The 17,911-nt window shown below is 74.3% G+C and carries 15 protein-coding genes; 11 read left to right on the forward strand and 4 right to left on the reverse strand.

The genetic code is table 11. From position 1 onward, the window contains the following. Positions 1-63 precede the first annotated feature (63 nt). The 3 genes from GL263_RS06800 (at position 64) to GL263_RS06810 (ending at position 3,669) form a co-directional block, all read left to right on the forward strand. A complete protein-coding gene (locus GL263_RS06800) occupies positions 64-786 on the forward strand; it encodes a response regulator transcription factor (protein WP_182854674.1) in 723 nt (240 codons plus the stop codon). Then, positions 783-2,258, forward strand: a complete 1,476-nt coding sequence (locus GL263_RS06805; protein WP_182854675.1) for a sensor histidine kinase — start codon at positions 783-785, stop codon at positions 2,256-2,258. Before GL263_RS06800 ends, GL263_RS06805 begins: the two co-directional genes overlap by 4 nt. 148 nt (positions 2,259-2,406) lie before the next feature. Further along, positions 2,407-3,669, forward strand: coding sequence for an MFS transporter (locus GL263_RS06810; protein ID WP_182854676.1), 1,263 nt, complete (start codon positions 2,407-2,409; stop codon positions 3,667-3,669). A 223-nt stretch (positions 3,670-3,892) separates the two neighbouring features. Here GL263_RS06810 and mshD read toward each other — a convergent pair whose 3' ends face one another. Further along, positions 3,893-4,789, reverse strand: coding sequence for a mycothiol synthase (gene mshD, locus GL263_RS06815; RefSeq protein WP_182854677.1), 897 nt, complete (start codon positions 4,787-4,789; stop codon positions 3,893-3,895). A gap of 192 nt (positions 4,790-4,981) precedes the next feature. Here mshD and GL263_RS06820 point away from each other — a divergent pair, with 192 nt between their 5' ends. Further along, positions 4,982-6,826 carry a bifunctional metallophosphatase/5'-nucleotidase gene (locus tag GL263_RS06820; RefSeq protein ID WP_182854678.1) on the forward strand — a complete coding sequence of 615 codons (1,845 nt, stop codon included), beginning with the start codon at positions 4,982-4,984 and terminating at the stop codon, positions 6,824-6,826. 211 nt (positions 6,827-7,037) lie between these two features. Here the strand turns inward: GL263_RS06820 and GL263_RS06825 are convergent, their stop codons facing one another. Further along, positions 7,038-7,631, reverse strand: a complete 594-nt coding sequence (locus GL263_RS06825) for an NADPH-dependent FMN reductase (RefSeq protein ID WP_182854679.1) — start codon at positions 7,629-7,631, stop codon at positions 7,038-7,040. Between the two features lie 117 nt (positions 7,632-7,748). Between GL263_RS06825 and soxR the strand changes: the two genes are divergently transcribed. From soxR to GL263_RS06840, 3 genes are all read left to right on the forward strand, one after another. Continuing rightward, a complete protein-coding gene (gene soxR, locus GL263_RS06830; protein WP_182854680.1) occupies positions 7,749-8,207 on the forward strand; it encodes a redox-sensitive transcriptional activator SoxR in 459 nt (152 codons plus the stop codon). An 874-nt stretch (positions 8,208-9,081) separates the two neighbouring features. After that, entirely contained in the window at positions 9,082-11,469 is a 2,388-nt protein-coding gene (locus GL263_RS06835; protein ID WP_194377209.1) for an RNA degradosome polyphosphate kinase, read from the forward strand. After that, positions 11,453-12,538, forward strand: coding sequence for a CHAD domain-containing protein (locus tag GL263_RS06840; RefSeq protein WP_182854681.1), 1,086 nt, complete (start codon positions 11,453-11,455; stop codon positions 12,536-12,538). The genes GL263_RS06835 and GL263_RS06840 overlap by 17 nt, the downstream gene beginning before the upstream one ends. A gap of 31 nt (positions 12,539-12,569) precedes the next feature. Here GL263_RS06840 and GL263_RS06845 read toward each other — a convergent pair whose 3' ends face one another. Then, positions 12,570-13,556: an NAD-dependent epimerase/dehydratase family protein gene (locus GL263_RS06845; protein ID WP_182854682.1), complete on the reverse strand. Its 987-nt coding sequence runs from the start codon at positions 13,554-13,556 to the stop codon at positions 12,570-12,572. 231 nt (positions 13,557-13,787) lie between these two features. On the opposite strand from GL263_RS06845, the gene GL263_RS06850 reads away from it, so the two are divergent. After that, complete coding sequence (locus GL263_RS06850; protein WP_182854683.1) at positions 13,788-14,249, forward strand: NUDIX hydrolase; 462 nt, start codon at positions 13,788-13,790, stop codon at positions 14,247-14,249. A 38-nt stretch (positions 14,250-14,287) separates the two neighbouring features. Here GL263_RS06850 and GL263_RS06855 read toward each other — a convergent pair whose 3' ends face one another. Beyond that, on the reverse strand, positions 14,288-15,109 hold the full coding sequence (locus GL263_RS06855; RefSeq protein WP_438947926.1) for a class I SAM-dependent methyltransferase: 822 nt from the start codon (positions 15,107-15,109) through the stop codon (positions 14,288-14,290). A gap of 250 nt (positions 15,110-15,359) precedes the next feature. On the opposite strand from GL263_RS06855, the gene mshA reads away from it, so the two are divergent. Genes mshA through GL263_RS06870 form a run of 3 tightly spaced genes read left to right on the forward strand, consistent with a single transcriptional unit; the run spans position 15,360 to position 17,764 of the window. Next, entirely contained in the window at positions 15,360-16,706 is a 1,347-nt protein-coding gene (gene mshA / locus GL263_RS06860; RefSeq protein WP_182854684.1) for a D-inositol-3-phosphate glycosyltransferase, read from the forward strand. Further along, positions 16,699-17,220: a type III secretion system chaperone family protein gene (locus GL263_RS06865; RefSeq protein ID WP_182854685.1), complete on the forward strand. Its 522-nt coding sequence runs from the start codon at positions 16,699-16,701 to the stop codon at positions 17,218-17,220. The genes mshA and GL263_RS06865 overlap by 8 nt, the downstream gene beginning before the upstream one ends. A 58-nt stretch (positions 17,221-17,278) precedes the next feature. Next, positions 17,279-17,764 (forward strand): hypothetical protein, encoded by a 486-nt coding sequence (locus GL263_RS06870; protein ID WP_182854686.1) that lies wholly within the window; start codon positions 17,279-17,281, stop codon positions 17,762-17,764. Positions 17,765-17,911: the final 147 nt, after the last annotated feature.

The raw sequence follows: 17,911 nt of genomic DNA on the forward strand, positions 1-17,911 counted from the left end.
TCCTTGACGACCTGCGCGCCGGGAGCTGAGGGCCCGGCAGGGGCCGGTGGCACACTCACCGGCATGAGTGTGTTGATCGTCGACGACGAGCCGGCGGTGCGGGACGCGCTGCGGCGCGGCCTCGGCTTCGAGGGCTACGAGGTGGATGTCGCGGTGGACGGCGTGGACGCGCTGGCCCGGGTCGCCGCCGGCCCGGAGCCGGAGCTGATCGTCCTGGACGTGCAGATGCCCCGGACGGACGGGCTGACAGTCGCCCGTCGGCTGCGCGCGGAGGGGCGCAGGGTGCCGATCCTGATGCTCACGGCCCGGGACACCGTGGGCGACCGGGTCACCGGGCTGGACGCCGGCGCCGACGACTACCTCGTGAAGCCGTTCGAGCTGGACGAACTCCTGGCGCGGGTAAGGGCTTTGCTGCGGCGCAGCGGGTACGAGCGCGGGGGTGGTGCCGAAGGTTCCGCCGAGGCGGACGCGCTGGTGTTCGCGGACCTGCGGATGAACCAGGCGACGCGGGAGGTGACGCGCGGCGGACGGCCGCTGGAGCTGACCCGCACCGAGTTCACCCTGCTGGAGCTGCTGCTCACCCATCCGAGGCAGGTGCTCACCCGGCAGCAGATCCTGCACGCGGTGTGGGGCTTCGACCACGAGCCGTCCTCCAACTCGCTGGACGTGTACGTGATGTACCTGCGGCGGAAGACGGAGGCGGGCGGGGAGCCCCGGTTGGTGCAGACCGTGCGCGGGGTCGGCTACGTGCTGCGTGAGCCGCCGAGCGGACCGGGCGCCGCGTGAGGGCCGGGGACGCGACGAGGGCCGGGGACGCGACGACGGGCGGCGGTCGCTCGGGCGGCGGCCGGGTGGGGCGGCTGCCGTTGCGCGGCAGGCTGGCGCTGCTGACGGCGGCGGTGGTGGCGCTCGCGGTGGCGGCCTGCTCGCTCGCCGCCTGGCTGCTGGTCCGGGACCAGCTGGTCGCCTCGTTGGACGACTCGCTGCGACGCAGCCAGGTTCCGGTGCAGCTGGTGCTGCGGCAGGTGGAGGCGGGCCGCTGTGTGACGGTGCCGTCGGACGAACGGGCCGAGGACGCCAACCCGTTCGCCTCCACCGTGCGGATCGTGGACCGGCACGGCACGAGCTGCGTCGTCTTCGGGCAGCGGCAACTGGACGTGAGCGCGGATGACTTGGCCGTCGCGCGCGGGGAGGTGGCGGAGTCCCTGCACCACGCGACCGCCGCCGACGGCACCGTGTACCGGGTGCTCACCCAGCCGCTGCCGGGCACCGACGCGGCGATGTCGGTGGCGCGGCCGATGGACGAGGTGAAGGCGTCGCTGGACCGGCTCGGCCTGGTGCTCGGGCTGGTCGCCGCCGGGGGAGTGCTGCTCTCGGCGGGAGCGGGCGTGGTGCTCGCCCGGGCCGGGCTGCGGCCCGTCGACCGGCTCGCGGACGCCGTCGAGCACGTCGCGCGGACGGAGGACCTCGCCGTCCGCATCCCCGTCGAGGGCGACGACGAGATCGCCCGGCTGTCCCGCTCCTTCAACAGCATGACGCGGGCGCTGGCCGCCTCCCGCGACCTCCAGCAGCAGCTCATCGCGGACGCCGGACACGAACTGCGCACCCCGCTCACGTCGATGCGGATGAACATCGACCTGCTGGTCCGCAGCGAACGCACCGGCCGCCCGCTCCCCGAGCAGGAGCGGCGGGAACTGCTGGACTCGGTGCGTTCCCAGATGGCCGAACTCTCCGCGCTCATCGGCGATCTCCAGGAGCTCTCCCGCCCCGAGTCGTCCCCCGCGCAGGCTGCCACCGAGGTCGTCGGGCTGCACGAGATCACGGAGCGGGCCGTGGAGCGGGCCCGGTTGCGCGGCACAGGCGTCACCATTCGCACCGACCTCGCCCCGTGGTACGTGCGCGCCGAGCCCGCCGCGCTGGAACGCGCGGTGGTCAACCTGCTGGACAACGCGGTGAAGTTCAGCCCGCCGGGAGGTGAGGTCACGGTGTCCCTGGACGGTGGTGTGCTGCGGGTCCGCGATCAGGGGCCGGGCGTCTCGGCTGAGGAACTGCCGTACGTCTTCGACCGGTTCTGGCGCTCGCCGAGTGCCCGGGGCCTGCCGGGCTCCGGCCTCGGGCTGTCGATCGTCGCCCGCACCGCGCAACGCGCTGGAGGGGCAGCGGAGTTGCGGCCGGGCGTCGGCGGCGGCACGGAGGCGTGGCTGACGCTGCCGGGCGCCCCCGCGCCGCCACCGGAGCACCCGCCCCACGTGGCCTGAGCGAGCGCGAAAGCTCAAGCACACCTGAGCCCCGACGCTTGACCTCAAGTGCGCTTGAACTCCTAGCGTCGTTCCGTACCCGGACACCCGCCCCGGCGTCGCGACGCCCGGGCCGGTGGTTCACGGCCACGGACGAGCGGAGTGCCAGATGCGGACGACAACCAGGGAACCGAGCGGCGACCGGGCGGTGCTCGCCCTCATGCTGCTGGTCTCCACGCTGGCCGTGATGGCGGGCGCGGTACTCGCTCCCGTGCTGGAGGTGATACGCGGCGAACTGGGCGTCTCCGGTACCGCCGTCGGCCTGGTCCTGACCGTGCACGCGCTGGTCGTCGCCGTTGTCAGCCCGGCGGTCGGCGCCGTGATCGACCGCGTCGGTGTGCGCACGCCGCTCGCCGCCGGCCTGGTGCTCTACGGCCTGGCCGGCGGCGCGGGCCTGGTCACCGACTCCTACCCGGCGCTGATCGCCGGTCGGGTCGTCTTCGGCATGGGGGCGGCCACGGTGTTCACCGCCACCACCGTCGCCATGCTCGCGCTCTACCGGGGGTCCGCGCGGGACCGGGTGATGGGCTGGCGTTCGGCCGCGATGAGTCTCGGAGGCGTCGCCTGGCCGCTGCTCGCCGGGGTGGTCGGCGGCCTGAGCTGGCACGCGCCGTTCGCCCTCTACCTGGTGGGTGTGCCGCTCGGCGTCGCCGTCTGGTGGGTGATGCCGGCCGGGCGGCTCACCGGCACCGACACACCCCCGGGGCCGTCCGAGGGCACGCTTGCCATGCTGCGCCGCGCGCCCGCCGTGCTCGGCTGGAGCGCCCTGCTGGGTGCCGTCTCCGTACTGCTCTACGCGCTTGTTGTCTTCATGCCGCTCCGCCTCGCGGAACTCGGCGTCACCGCACCGCTGTTGGTCGCGCTGATGAACATGGCGAGCACGCTGGCCATGATGGTGGTGGGGTTCGGCTACGCCCGGCTGCGCGGGCGGTTCGGCTACCTGACGATCCTGCGTGCGGCGGTGGTGCTGTGGGGTGCGGCGTTTGTCCTGCTCGGCCTCACCTCCTCGCTTTTCCTCGCGGTTGTCGCCATGGCGCTGTTCGGGCTGGGTGCCGGTGTGGTGATGCCGACCGCCACGGTGCTGCTCGGCGACGGCGCGCCGGCCGGACAGCAGGGCCGGGCCGTGGCGCTGTCGGGCACGGCCGTCTTCGCCGGTCAGTTCGCCTCGCCGCTGCTGCTCGGACCGGTTGTCGACCGGCTTTCCGTCCAGGCCGGCTACCTCACCGCCGCCGCCTTCTCCGCCCTCGTCCTCGCCGCCCTCACGGTCCTCACGCGACGGCGCCGCACACCTCGCCACGGCGGCGCCGACTGCCCGCGCACCCCGCCGCACCAGGCGGCGGCACCGAACACGCCCGGTCTGGGTCTGCGCTGAACGACCGGCGCCAACCTGGGAGTTGGCGCGGCTGCCCTACGGGCGTCCGCACTACCGCGAGGGCGTGTTCGCCGGCATCGCCCACATGCTGCGCGGCAGCGTCACCCTTGACCAGGCGGTCCGGGGCGGTGGACCGCTGAGCGGCGCGAACGTCGCGGCGGCCCGCTGCGGGCCGCCGCGGGCCGCCGCGACGAACCGCGCCAACGGGGCCGGCGGCGGAGGCTCAGGTCTCCGTGCGGTACATGAGGTCGACCTCGTAGATACGGAAGCCGAGGCGGTCGTAGACGTTGACGGCGGCGGTGTTGTCGGCGTCGACGTACAGCATCGCGTTCTGCACGTGGCGGTCGGCGGCCAGATGGCGGAGCCCGGTGAGGGTGAGCGCCTTGCCGAGGCCGCCGCCCTGCGCGTCCGGGACGACGCCGACGACGTAGACCTCGCCGAGGCGTTCCGCCTCGTGGATCTTCGTCCAGTGGAAGCCGACCAGTTCGCCCCGGCGTTCGGCCAGGAAGAAGCCGGCCGGGTCGAACCACGGCTCCTCCTTGCGGGCGTCCAGGTCGCGTTGGGTGAGCGCGCCCTGCTCGGGGTGGTGGGCGAACGCGGCGGCGTTGGCGGCGAGCCACGCCGCGTCGTCCTTGCCGGGGACAAACGTGCGGACCTCCACGCCGTCCGGGTAGCGGGGCTCGGGCAGCGCGTCGAGGGACAGCGGCATCCGCATGTGGCGCAGTTCGCGGAAGAGGCTCATGCCGAGCGACTGCGTCAGGTGCCGGGCGGCGGCGTGACCGCCGTGCGCCCACACGCGCAGCCGGCGTCCGGACGTGGTGAGGAGTGCCTGGCCCAGTGCTCTGCCGAAGCCCTGGCCCCGGTGGGCGGGGTGGACGACAAACTCGCCGGCCGGCGCCTCCACCGGGTCGACGTCCTCCAGTTGGCCGTACCCCACGAGGGCGCCGCCGGAGCGTACGAGGAAGTGGGTGACCCCCTCGCGGGGCCCGCCGCGTAGCTGGAGCCGGCCCTGTTCGGAGACGGCCGGCTGGCCGTCCACCCGGGCGGCCTCCTCGATGAGGGTGAGGGCTTCCCGGACGATGTCGTCCGAAACCTGCTCTACAGCAACGACGTCAGTCATGGCAGAAGCGTAGCCGCCGCCGGGCGTGGAGCAGGCGCGGCGACGTGTCCGGCGTCACCCCCTCGCAACCGGTTGGCCACCGCAGCCCTCCTGACACGCTACGCGCGTTGACCGTAGGCTGCCGCTTGCTGCGATCCGTCCGGAGCCACGGCTCCCGGGCGCCAGGACCATCACTCCCCGAGGGGTACACACATGCCCACTTCCCCCGCCCGCCGGAGGACGACCAGACTCGCCGTCGCCGCGACAGGGCTCGTCGCGGTGGCCGCGATGAGCGCCGTCTCCCTGCCCGCCGCCCAGGCCAGCAACGGCAAGGCCGAGAAGGACGCGGCGGCACAGAGCGCCGCGAGCCAGGACAAGCACGGCAAGCCCGGAAAGAACGGCCACACCGTCGACCTCCAGGTGCTGGCCATCAACGACTTCCACGGCGCGCTGGAGCCGCCGACCGGTTCCGGCGGACGGGTGACACACCAGCACCCGGACGGCAGCACCGAGGCGATCGACGCCGGCGGCGTCGAGTACCTGGCCACCGCGCTGCGCAAGGCCCGGGCCGGCAAGGCGCGTTCGGTGACGGTCGCCGCGGGCGACATGGTCGGCGCGACCCCGATGCTCTCCGGCCTCTTCCACGACGAGCCGACCATCGAGGCGCTGAACAAGGTCGGCATGGACGTCGTCGGCGTCGGCAACCACGAGTTCGACGAGGGCGCGAAGGAACTGCTGCGCAAGCAGCGCGGCGGCTGCCACCCGGAGGACGGCTGCTACGCCGACGACCGCCGCTTCATGGGCGCGAACTTCCCGATCCTCGCCGCCAACGTCGTCCACGAGAAGACGAAGAAGCCGCTGCTCGCGCCCTACACCGTCAAGAACCTGAAGGGCGTGAAGGTCGGCTTCATCGGCGTCACCCTGGAGGACACCCCGGGCATCGTGTCCGGTGAGGGCATCAAGGGCCTGAAGTTCCTCGACGAGGCCGACACGATCAACAAGTACACCAAGGAGCTGAAGCGCAAGGGCGTCAACGCCGTCGTCGCGCTGATCCACGAGGGCGGATACCCGTCCTCGCCGGCGTACAACCACAACTGCGACGCGGACGGCGCCGGCCTCAGCGGTCCCATCGTGGACATCGCCCGCCGCACCGACGCCGGCGTGGACGCGCTGGTCACCGGCCACACCCACCAGGCGTACGTGTGCACCGTGCCCGACCCCAAGGGCAACGACCGCCTGGTCACCTCCGGCGCCTCCAACGGCCGCCTCTTCACCGAGCTGACCATGTCCTACGACCGCCGGACCAAGGACATCGTCCGCACCTCCGTGCGCGGCGTGAACAAGGTCGTCCACCGGCAGCAGCCCAAGGCACGGGACCTGACGAGGCTCATCAGCTACTGGGAGAAGCTGGCCGGCCCGGTCGCCAACCGGCCCATCGGCTGGATCGCCGAGGACATCACCCAGGACCGCACGGCCCCCGAGTCCCCGCTGGGCGACCTGGTCGCCGACTCGCAGCTCGCCTACGCCCGCACCCTCGACCCGAAGGCCGAGCTGGCCCTGATGAACCCCGGCGGTCTGCGGACCGACCTGGTCTACAAGGCGTCCGGCAGCGAGGGCGACGGCGTGGTCACCTACGGCGAGGCGTTTGAGGTGCAGCCGTTCTCCAACACGGTGAACCTCGCCGACCTCACCGGCGCCCAGCTGCTCCAGATCCTCCGCGAGCAGGTCAGCGGACCGAACGCGGCGGCCCCGAAGGTCCTCCAGGTCTCGGCCGGCTTCACCTACACCCTGGACCTGACGCGCTCCGGCGCCGACCGCGTGGTGGCCGACTCGGTGCGGGTCAACGGCGAGCCGCTGGACCTCGGCCGCACCTACCGGGTCGCGATGAACTCGTTCCTCGCCGGCGGCGGCGACGGCTTCCCGACCTTCGCCCAGGGCACCAACCCGGTGGTCGGCGGCCTCGACCGGGACGCCCTGGAGGCGTACCTGACGGGGAACAGCTCCCCGGAGAACCCGCTGAAGGCCCCGGCCGCCGACCGGATCACCGTCATCCGCTGACCCCGGCACGGGCCGGCCCTGTCTGACCGGGCCGGCCCGGCACGGCAACCGCCGCCCGGCGGCTTAACGTTCGGGCCGGCGGACCGTAGTCTGCTGACGGCGCTCCGGCGCACGGCGGCGGCCCGGCATCCCACCCCTCCATACATACGGGATGCCGGGCCGCCTCTCTGCCGGCGCGCTCTGGACCCCCGTCCCGGAGCGCCGCCGGTCCTCAGGCGCCGTAGGGGCGCTTCTCGCGGGCCTCGCCCAGGGTGGTGGCCCACCACTCGAGCTGGCCGAGCATGTTCTTCGCCGCCGTCGCCGCCGACTCGGCGTCCTTCGGCCGGCCGTCGGCTCCGAAGACGTCCCAGGCGTTGTGGAAGCTCAGCGCGTCCCGGACGGTCAGCGCGTGCATCTCGGGGAACACCTGCCGCAGCTGTTCGGCTGCCCGGATGCCGCCGCTCTGCCCGCCGTAGGAGACCAGCCCGACCGGCTTGGCGAACCACTCCTCGCGGTACCAGTCGATGACGTTCTTGAGCGCGGCCGGGAAGCTGTGGTTGTACTCGGGCGTGACCACGACAAACGCGTCCGCGTCGGTGAGCCGCGCGCCCAGTTCCTTGTGGACGCGGTCGACGTCCGGGTCCGAGTCGCCGCCCCAGGCCGGCATCGCCAGGGGCAGCGGGTGCTCCACGAGGTCGACCACGTCGACCTGGAAACGGCCGTGCTCGGTGGCCCGCTCGGCGAACCAGCTTGCGATGGTCGGGCCGAAGCGGCCCTCCCGGACGCTGCCGACGATCACTGCGAGGCGGGGCTGAGAGGCGGTCATGTCGGTCTCCTGGTGGTCGAGTTCGCGGCGTGGCGCAGTTGGCGGGCTCCCGGCCCGTCCGGATGCCCCAAGACTCACAGTTGAAGTAAGGTTGAAGTCAAGCGGTAAGGTGTGCGCATGACGCCTGTCTCCTGGAAAGCACGCCAGCTCACCGTCGGCCAGGTCGCTGAACGGAGCGGCGTGGCCCCCTCCGCCCTGCGCTTCTACGAGCGCAACGGGCTCATCCACAGCACCCGCACCTCCGGCAACCAGCGACGCTTCACCCGGGACACCCTGCGCCGCGTCGCCTTCATCCGGGCCTCCCAGCGGGTCGGCATCTCCCTCGACGCCATCCGCGCCGCGCTGGCGCTCCTCCCCGACAACCGCACCCCCACCCCCGAGGACTGGCAGCGGCTCTCCGAGTGCTGGCGCGACGACCTGAACGCGCGCATCAGGGAACTGGAGGAACTGCGGGACGACCTCACCGACTGCATCGGCTGCGGCTGCCTCTCCCTGAGCACCTGTGCCCTGGCCAACCCCGAGGACCAGGCCGCCCAGTACGGCGCCGGCCCCGTCCGCCACCTCACCGGCCGCTAGGTCGTGTCTTCGAAGTCCCGTCTGTCTGGCGGCGCCTGGCACGCACGCTCGCCGCGTTGTCGGTCGTCAGCGCAGCCCTCCCCCAGCCTCCGGCCGGGAGGTGCCCCCAGCGCTTTCCTCCCTCCGCCTTGCGATCGCACGCACCAGACGCCGCCAGACCCGCCCTACGGGCGGACGACGCTACTTTGAGGACACGACCTAGCCGCCCCACCGGGCAGTGCACGCCGCGACGCGGTCCGACGCGGACCGCGTCGGACCGTGTCGGACCGCGTCGGGCCGCGTCAGTCCGAGGGCGCCCACCCCGCCGCGCGCGGCGCGGCTCGTGGACGGGCAAGCGGAGTCCGCGCCGGACGGCGCCCGGGCCGGGTGAGGCGGGTGCGGTGCTGGGCCGCGCCACCCGGAGAACAGGCGCGCTCCGGGGGAACCGCACGCGTGAGACGGGCCCGAGCCCGCGGTTCCCCGCCGCATGGCGTCAGGCCCGCGGTGTTGTCGCCGGACCGTTGCCCGTACGCGGCGCGGCGCACGTGCGTCCTCTCCGCGGGCCCTCCCCGCTCCGCCCGGCGAGGCGGCCCGACACCGGGGACCGGTACGGTCCGCGACCTCGTGTCAACCGGTGCCGGCCCGTGCCGGTGTCGCGCTGAGCGAAGGCGACCCGGTGCCGCCGTCGCGCCGGTCCGTGGCGGCCGGGCCCGCCCCCTTCGGCGGGCGGCGGATCTCCTTACGGCCATGTCGACGTAACCACGGATTCAGACTGGCTTGCGAGCATCGCGGAATGCAGCCCGATCAGCCCGTCTCCGGCCCGGTGGCGGGCGCCGCCCACCCGGCCGCGCCAACCGCGCGGGACGGGCGGGCCGCCGCGCGGAAGAATAGGGGAATGAGCCAGTCAGCGCAGTCCTCGTCCTCCCGCAAGACCGCCGACAGCAAGTCCGCCAACCGGAAGGCCGCCGACCGCAAGGCCGCGGATCGCAAGTCCGCCAAGCCCCGCGCGGCCGCGGCGGCGACCGCGAAGGCGGCGCCGGCGGCCGGTCCGATAGCCGCCGCCCGGCCGGCGGACGGCTCGTCCGACGGCCGGCTGGCGGAGGAGCCGACGCTGGCCCCGGAGCGGGCCGCCATGCCGGAGCGGGACGCGGGGATCGACGCGGGTCTGGACTCCGACCCGGACGAGCTGCCGCCCTCCGCCGAGCAGGCCGGGGAGCTACCCGCCGACCGCTTCCTGGACCGCGAGCGCAGCTGGCTGGCGTTCAACGAGCGGGTCCTGGAACTGGCGGAGGACCCGAACACCCCGCTGCTGGAGCGGGTGAACTTCCTGGCGATCTTCGCCAGCAACCTGGACGAGTTCTTCATGGTCCGGGTGGCCGGACTCAAGCGCCGCATCGCGACGGGTGTGGCGACCCGTTCGGCGTCGGGTCTCCAGCCGCGTGAGGTGCTGGAGCTGATCTGGACCCGGTCGCGGGAGCTCATGGCCCGGCACGCCGCCTGCTACCAGCAGGACGTCTCCCCGGCGCTCGCCGACGAGGGCGTCCACCTGATCCGCTGGGCCGATCTGACGGAGAAGGAGCAGGCCCGCCTGTTCACCCTCTTCCGGCAGCGCATCTACCCCGTGCTGACGCCGCTCGCGGTCGACCCGGTTCACCCCTTCCCGTACATCTCCGGCCTCTCGCTGAACCTCGCGGTGGTCGTCCGCAATCCGATCAGCGGGCACAAGCACTTCGCGCGTGTGAAGGTTCCGCCGCTGCTGTCACGGTTCTTCGAGGCGTCGCCGCGGCGGTTCGTGCCGCTGGAGGACGTGATCGCGGCGCATCTGGAGGAGCTGTTCCCCGGCATGGAGGTGCTGGCGCACCACATGTTCCGGGTCACCCGCAACGAGGACCTGGAGGTCGAGGAGGACGACGCGGAGAACCTGCTCCAGGCGCTGGAGAAGGAACTGATGCGCCGCCGCTTCGGCCCGCCCGTGCGGCTGGAGGTCGAGGAGACCATCGACCCGTACGTGCTCGACCTGCTGGTGCGCGAGCTGAAGATCTCCGACGCCGAGGTGTACCCGCTGCCCGGCCCGCTGGACCTGACCGGGCTGTCCACCATCGTCGGGGCCGTCGAGCGTCCCGAGCTGCGCTACCCGAAGTTCGTCGCCGGCACGCACCGGGACCTGGCCGAGGTGGAGACCGCCTCCGCGCCCGACGTCTTCGCGGCCCTTCGCGAACGCGACGTTCTGCTGCACCACCCGTACGACTCCTTCTCCACCTCCGTGCAGGCGTTCCTGGAGCAGGCCGCCGCCGACCCCGACGTGCTGGCGATCAAGCAGACGCTCTACCGGACGTCCGGCGACTCGCCGATCGTGGACGCGCTCATAGACGCCGCCGAGTCCGGCAAGCAGGTGCTGGTCCTGGTGGAGATCAAGGCGAGGTTCGACGAGCAGGCCAACATCAAGTGGGCCCGCAAGCTGGAGGAGGCGGGCTGCCACGTCGTCTACGGCATCGTCGGCCTGAAGACGCACTGCAAGCTCTCGCTTGTCGTCCGGCAGGAGGGCGAGCACCTGCGCCGCTACTCGCACGTCGGCACCGGCAACTACCACCCCAAGACGGCCCGCCTCTACGAGGACCTGGGGCTGCTCACCGCCGACCAGCAGGTCGGCGCGGACCTGTCCGACCTGTTCAACCGGCTGTCCGGGTACAGCCGCCGGGAGACCTACCGGCGGCTGCTGGTCGCCCCCACCTCGCTGCGCGACGGCCTGGTGGCCCGGATCCACAAGGAGATCGGCCACCACCGGGCCGGGCACCCGGCCTACATCCGCGTCAAGGTCAACTCGATCGTCGACGAGACCGTCGTCGACGCCCTGTACCGGGCCTCGCAGGCGGGCGTGCCGGTGGACGTCTGGGTGCGCGGCATCTGCGCGGTGCGGCCCGGCGTGCCCGGGCTCAGCGAGAACATCAGGGTGCGCAGCGTGCTCGGCCGCTTCCTGGAGCACTCGCGGGTGTTCGCCTTCGGCGGGGGTGGCGACCCGGAGATCTGGATCGGCAGCGCCGACCTCATGCACCGCAACCTCGACCGCCGCATCGAGGCGCTGGTCCGGGTCACCGACCCCGGCCACCGCGCGGCGATCGACCGGCTGCTGGAGACCGGCGTCGCCGACTCCACGGCCTCCTGGCACCTCGGACCCGACGGCGAATGGACCAGGCACGCCGTCGACGCCGAGGGCCGACCGCTGCGACACGTCCAGGAAATGCTCATCGACGCCCGGAGGCGCCGACGTGGTCCCACGACATGACCTGACCGCAGGACGGCGCCCCGAGCCGTCCGAGGCCCCCACCGGGGCGCCGCCGGCAGGCCCACCCGCCCCGCGCGGGCCGCAGGACACGACCACGGCGGGGGAGGCGCTCGCCGGCTACCTCAACCGGCAGGCCGCCGAGCTGCTGCGCGGCCTGCGCCTGCACGACGAGAACGCGGGCAGCGCGGAGACGGCGGCGCAGGCGGCGGAGGCCGTGCGGCTGCTGCGCCGTTCCGCCCGCCGCATCAGCGGCGCCCTGCACACCTTCCGCCCACTGCTCGACAGCGCCTGGGCGGACCGGGTCAGCGCCGAACTGCGCTGGCTGTCAGGCGTGTTGGCGAGGGAGCACGCCTACGCGGCCCGGCTGGACCGGCTGCTGGCCGCCCTGCACCGGCTGTCGTCGCCGGCGGGGGGCGGCGACGGCGGCCCGGGCGGGGGGAACAACGAGCCGCGCACCGGCCGCCCCGGCGCCGGCGCCGCCAAGGCCGGCGCCCTGCTGGAACGCCAGCTCACCCTGGCCCGCACCCGCGCCCACTCCGCCGCCCTGCGGGCGCTCGGCTCCGGACGCTTCCACGCGGTGGCCGACGAGGTCGCCGTACTCGCCTCCGACGCGCCCGTCCAGGACCGGGCCGCCGACCGCCCCGCCGAGCTGGCGCTCGGCCCGCTCGCCGAGCTGACGCACCGGCGGCTGGTCGAAGCCGTCGAGTCGCTGCCGCACGGCAGCCAGGCGCTGGCCCACACCCTGACCGCCGAGGAGGGCCGCCACGACGCCGCCTGGCACCAGGTGCGCCACCTCGCCCGGCTCACCCGGTACGGGCTGGAGGTCCTCGTCGGGGACCCGGGCTCCGACGACACGACGGCGCCGCTGCACGGCGCGCTGCTGCTCGCCGGACACCAGCTCGACCGGCACCGGGACGCCGCCGAGGCCGCCGCCGCGGCGGCCGCCGCCGGCCGTACCCCGCGCATCGCGCCGGCGACGGCGTACGCGCTCGGCGTGCTCCACGCCGACCAGCGGCACGAGGTCGAGGCCGCCCGCGCCGCCTTCGTCCGCCTCTGGCCGACGGCCTGACGGGCGGCCTCGTGCCGTGCGTCGTCGGGACTCAGCCGAACGCGGCGAGCAGCTCCCGCTCGCGGGCGGCGCTGAGCCCCGCCCGCCTGGGGCGGTCGAGACCCTGCTCGCGCTCCCACCGCAGGGTGTCGGCGAGCAGTTCGACGCGGGGCCGGTGGCGGAGCCCGGCGGCGAGCGCCGCCGCACCGCTGCGCGCCGCCCACCCCTCCGTCCCGGGTTCGACCGCCCACATCGGCAGCGACTCCTCGCCCATGAACTGCGTCACCCCGTGGGCGAGCAGCCAGTCCGAGGGGGCTTCGACCACCGGGCCCGTGTGCCCGCCGACCGCGCGGGAGAGCGCCAGCCAGTCGGCGAAGGGGACCAGCGGCCCGACGGCGTCGAAGCGGCCGATCGTCCCTGTCCCGGCGCGGTCCAGCAGCCAGGCGGCCAGGTCGCGGACGTCGACGGTCTGGGTGGGCAGGGCCGGTTCGGCGGGCGCCAGCATCGGGCCGCGCGGGTCGCGTGCGGCCCGGCCGACCCAGTAGCCGGACCGCCCGCTGTGGTCGCCGGGGCCGCCGATCAGCCCGGCGCGCGCGATCAGCAGCCGATCGCCGACGGCGGCCGTGGACGCCCGCTCACAGGCCGCCTTGGCCTCCCCGTAGAGCACGCGATCGACCTCCTCGCGGTCGGTCGGCGGCAGCAGCGGAGCGGACTCGTCCGCCCCCGGCTCGGCGTGGGAGGCGTAGGCGCTGATCGAGGAGACATAGCACCAGTGCCGGGCCCTGCCGCCCAGCGCGTCGAGCGCCCCACGGACCAGGCCCGGCTGCCAGGACACCTCGACGACCGCGTCCCACTCCCGGTCGGGCAGCAGGGCGTACGCCGAGGGGTCGCGCCGGTCGGCGGCCACAAGCCGCGCGCCGTCCGCGACCCGCCCGCTCTCACCACGCGCCAGACACGTCACCCGGTGGCCGCGCTCCACGGCCTGACGCGACAACTCCCGCCCGAGCCAGGCCGTTCCGCCCAGCACCAGAATCTCCATCCCGCCACCCAAGCACCGTCGGGCCCGGCCCGTACGCACGTTCGCGCACGGCGGACCGGGGGAGAGGACGCGACGGGTGGCCGGGCCGGGCCTGGGCCGTCGGGGTGGACGGGGGTGGAGGCGGCGCGGATCGCGGAGGGTCGCCGCCTACCGTGGGCGGGTCCGGCCGGGTGGCGCCGGGCGTCAGACGTGAGGAGGCCGGCGCGCCCGGCCGGAAAGGCAGGTTGCCAGATGGCCGTCCCGTCGAACCCCTCGGACACCGTCCCGGACGCACCCGGCGGGGGTGAGCCGATCCTGGCCGCCGGCTGTGTGCTCTGGCGGCGCGATCAGGACGGCGGGGTACGCGTCGCCGTCGTGCGGCGGCCGAAGTACGACGACTGGTCGCATCCCAAGGGGAAGCTCCACCGGGGCGAGGAGTCCCGCGCGGCCGCGCTCCGGGAGGTGCGGGAGGAGACCGGTATGGCGTGCCGGCTCGGGCCGGAGCTGTCGGTCAGCCGCTATCTCGTCGACGGCCGCCCGAAGGAGGTCCGCTACTGGGCGGCGGAGGCGACCGGCGGGGCGTTCGCACCGAACGACGAGGTGGACCGGCTGCTGTGGCTGGCGCCGGAGGAGGCCAGGGCGACGCTGACGCGGCCGCGCGACGTCGAGCTGGTCGACGAACTGCTGCGCCGGCTGCCCCCGCCGCCGGGCTGAAGCCGTCCCGCGCCCGGCGGCCGCTCCGGCGCCACGCCTCAGTCGCGGGGCGCCAGCGCCCGCCAGGCCACGGTGACCTCGCCCTGCCGCCAGCGGCGCGGGCCGTCGACGACCGGCCAGTTACCGGTAAGCGCCCGCACCGCGCGCGTCCACCGCTGCCGTGCGCTCAGCGGCGCGTAGGGGGCGGCGGCCGCCCACGCCGCGTCGAAGTCCCGCAGGAACGCGTGGACGGGCTCGCCCGGCACGTTGCGGTGGATCAGCGCCTTCGGCAGCCGCTCGGCGAGGTCCGAGGGGCGTTCCAGCGAGCCGAGGCGGGCCGCGAACGTCACCGTGCGGGGGCCCTCCGGGCCGAGCGCGACCCACACGTGCCGTCGGCCGATCTCGTCGCAGGTGCCCTCGACCAGCAGGCCGTCCTCGGCGAGCCGGCCGCACAGCCGCTCCCAGACCGGCCACACCCGGGGTTCGTCGTACTGCCGCAGCACGTTCGCCGCGCGGATCAGCAGGGGCCGCCCGGCCACCGGCACCTCGAAGCCGCCGCGCACGAAGGCCAGCCCGTCGCGAGCGTACGGCTGGGCGGCGGCGACCCGTTCGGGGTCGATCTCCACCCCGACCACCCGGGCGTCGGCACGTTCCCGGCGCAGCCGTGCCAGCAGCTCGACCGCCGTCCAGGGCGCCGCGCCGTAGCCGAGGTCCACGGCGACCGGCGGGCCGTCGTGGCGGCGGAGCGCCGGGGCGTGGGTGGCGGCGATCCAGCGGTCCATGCGGCGCAGCCGGTTGGGGTTGGTCGTACCCCGGGTGACGTCCCCTTCCGGTCCGCCGCGTCCCGTCGGACCACCGCCGCGCCTCGACCCCACTGCCATGCGGGCAGCCTACGACCTGCCGTCGCCTCGTCCGCCCGGCCCACCGGTCCGCCCGGTGGGCGCCGACCGACGCAACGGCGGTAACGTTTTGGTAACACCGGTTGTGTCGGGGGAAGAGCCACCCCCCTGGTCGGCGTTGCCCCGTCCGGACGAGACAGCACCGGCCGGACCCGGCCGCACAGGCCGAGGACGGCGACCGCGGCCCACGAGGCCCGGCAGGCCCACGACGACAAGAAAGCAGGGCGGACCCATGACACCGCACGCAACCTGGCTCGGTCGTCGGCGGACCGCCCGCCGGCACGGCCGGCCCAGGCGGGTGGCGATGCTCAGTGTCCACACCTCCCCTCTCCACCAGCCCGGCACCGGCGACGCCGGCGGCATGAACGTCTACATCGTCGAACTGGCCAGCCAGCTCGCCGCCGCCGGCACCCAGGTCGAGGTCTTCACCCGGGCCACGGCCGGCGGGCTGCCCGACACCGTCGAGCTGGCCCCCGGCGTCCTCGTCCGGCACGTCGACGCCGGCCCGTACGAGGGGCTGGCCAAGGAGGAGCTGCCGGCGCAGCTGTGCGCCTTCACCCACGGCGTCATGCAGGCGTGGGCCGGCCACCGCCCCGGCCACTACGACCTCGTCCACTCCCACTACTGGCTCTCCGGCCACGTCGGCTGGCTCGCCGCCGAACGCTGGGGCGTCCCCCTCGTCCACGCCATGCACACCATGGCCAAGGTCAAGAACGCCGCGCTCGCCGAGGGCGACACCCCCGAGCCGCCCGCCCGCGTCATCGGCGAGACCCAGATCGTCCGCGCCGCCGACCGGCTCATCGCCAACACCGCCGAGGAAGCCGACCAGCTCGTCCGGCACTACGACGCCGCCCCCGGCGACACCGCCGTCATCCACCCCGGCGTCAACCTCGAACGGTTCCGCCCCTTCCCGGTCGGCACCCCCGCCAACGGAGACGCCCGGGCCGCCGCGCGCGCCCGCCTCGGCCTGCCGCAGTCGGCGTTCATCCCGCTGTTCGCCGGCCGGATACAGCCACTCAAGGCCCCCGACGTGCTGCTGCGCGCGGTGCGCGTCCTGCTCGACGCCGACCCCGCGCGGCGGGAGAGGCTGCTCGTGCCGGTCGTCGGCGGTCCCTCCGGGTCCGGCCTCGCCAAGCCCGAGGAACTGCAGAAGCTCGCCGCCCGACTCGGCATCGCCGACCTCGTCCACTTCCACCCGCCCGTCGGCCAGGAACGCCTCGCCGACTGGTACCGGGCGGCGGACGTGCTGGTCATGCCCTCCCACAGCGAGTCCTTCGGCCTGGTCGCGATCGAGGCGCAGGCCTGCGGAACGCCGGTCGTCGCCGCCGCCGTGGGCGGCCTGCCGGTCGCCGTACGCGACGACAGCAGCGGCTTCCTGGTCGACGGACACAACCCCGCCGACTACGCCACCGCCCTCGCCCGGCTGCTGGACAACCCGGACCTCGCCGCCCGCATGGGCGCCGCCGCCGCCCACCACGCGCGCGGCTTCGGCTGGGACACCGCCGCCCGCCACACCGCCGACCTCTACTCCGAAGTGATCGCCGCCCGGCACGGTCACCTACGATCGATACATGTCTGAGGCAACGGATCAGCCCGAGTCCGCCCCTTCGGCCACCGCCGCGAACGCCGTCATCGAGCGGGCGCTGAGCGCCGCGGAGCTGTCCTGGGAGACCCCGTCCCCCGGCAACTACGTCGTCAAGCTGCCCGGCACACGCAAGCTCTCCACCACCTGCTCGCTGATCGTCGGCCGGCACAGCCTGTCCGTGAACGCCTTTGTGATCCGCCGACCCGACGAGAACCACGAGGCCGTCCACCGCTGGCTGCTCGAACGCAACACCCGGCTGTACGGCGTGAGTTACGCCATCGACAAGCTCGGCGACATCTACCTCGTCGGCCGGCTGCCGCTCGCCGCCGTCACCGAGGAGGAGATCGACCGCGTCCTCGGCTCGGTCCTGGAGAACGCCGACGCCCCCTTCAACACCCTGCTCGAACTCGGCTTCGCCTCCGCGATCCGGCGCGAGTACGAATGGCGCGTCTCGCGCGGCGAGTCCACCCGCAACCTCGACGCGTTCAGCCACCTCACCCAGCGCTGAGTTCCGCGCTCCGGCGCGGGGTTTGCCGACACCGCGCGCCCGGCCGCACAGTTGCCCCATGTCCGACGACGCCCGACCGCCCGACCCCGACAGCCCGGGGCCGGTCCGCCGCACCCCCTCCGCCGTCGTGCTCGCGCTGGCCGCCGCCCTGCTGGTCCTCGCCGCGCCCGTCGCCCTCTGGTGGGCCGTCGGACACCAGACCGTCAACGACCCCGACCCCGACCACGCCGTCCCGCCGCTGGAGATCCCACCCGCCGTCGAGTCGACACTCGGCCCGCTCGCCCTGGTCGGGACCGTGGTCACCGCCGTCCTGCTCGCCCGGTGGACGAGCCAACGCGTGCTCGACCCCGTCTGGTGGTCGGTGACCGGGCCGCTGCTGGGGGCCGGACTGGCCCTGGCGCTGGTCCACCGCGTCGTGACCGCCGAGGTCATCGGCGCCAACATCGGCGCGGGTCTCGCCATCCTCTTCGGCCTGCCGTGTGCCGCCCTCCTCACCCTGGTCGGCCTGGGCCGCGCGCTCTACCTGCTCGTCGGACGGCCCTGACCCTGCGCCGGACCCCGTGCCGGACCCTCCGCCGGACCCGCGCCGGACCCTCCGCCCTCGGCCGGCCGGCACCGCGGCCCGGCGGTTGGCAGACGACACGCGCCCCCGCCGCGATCACACACCTCCTCCTGTCCCTTATACACATTT

This window comes from Streptomyces durbertensis (assembly GCF_014156695.1).
Taxonomy (GTDB): domain Bacteria; phylum Actinomycetota; class Actinomycetes; order Streptomycetales; family Streptomycetaceae; genus Streptomyces; species Streptomyces durbertensis.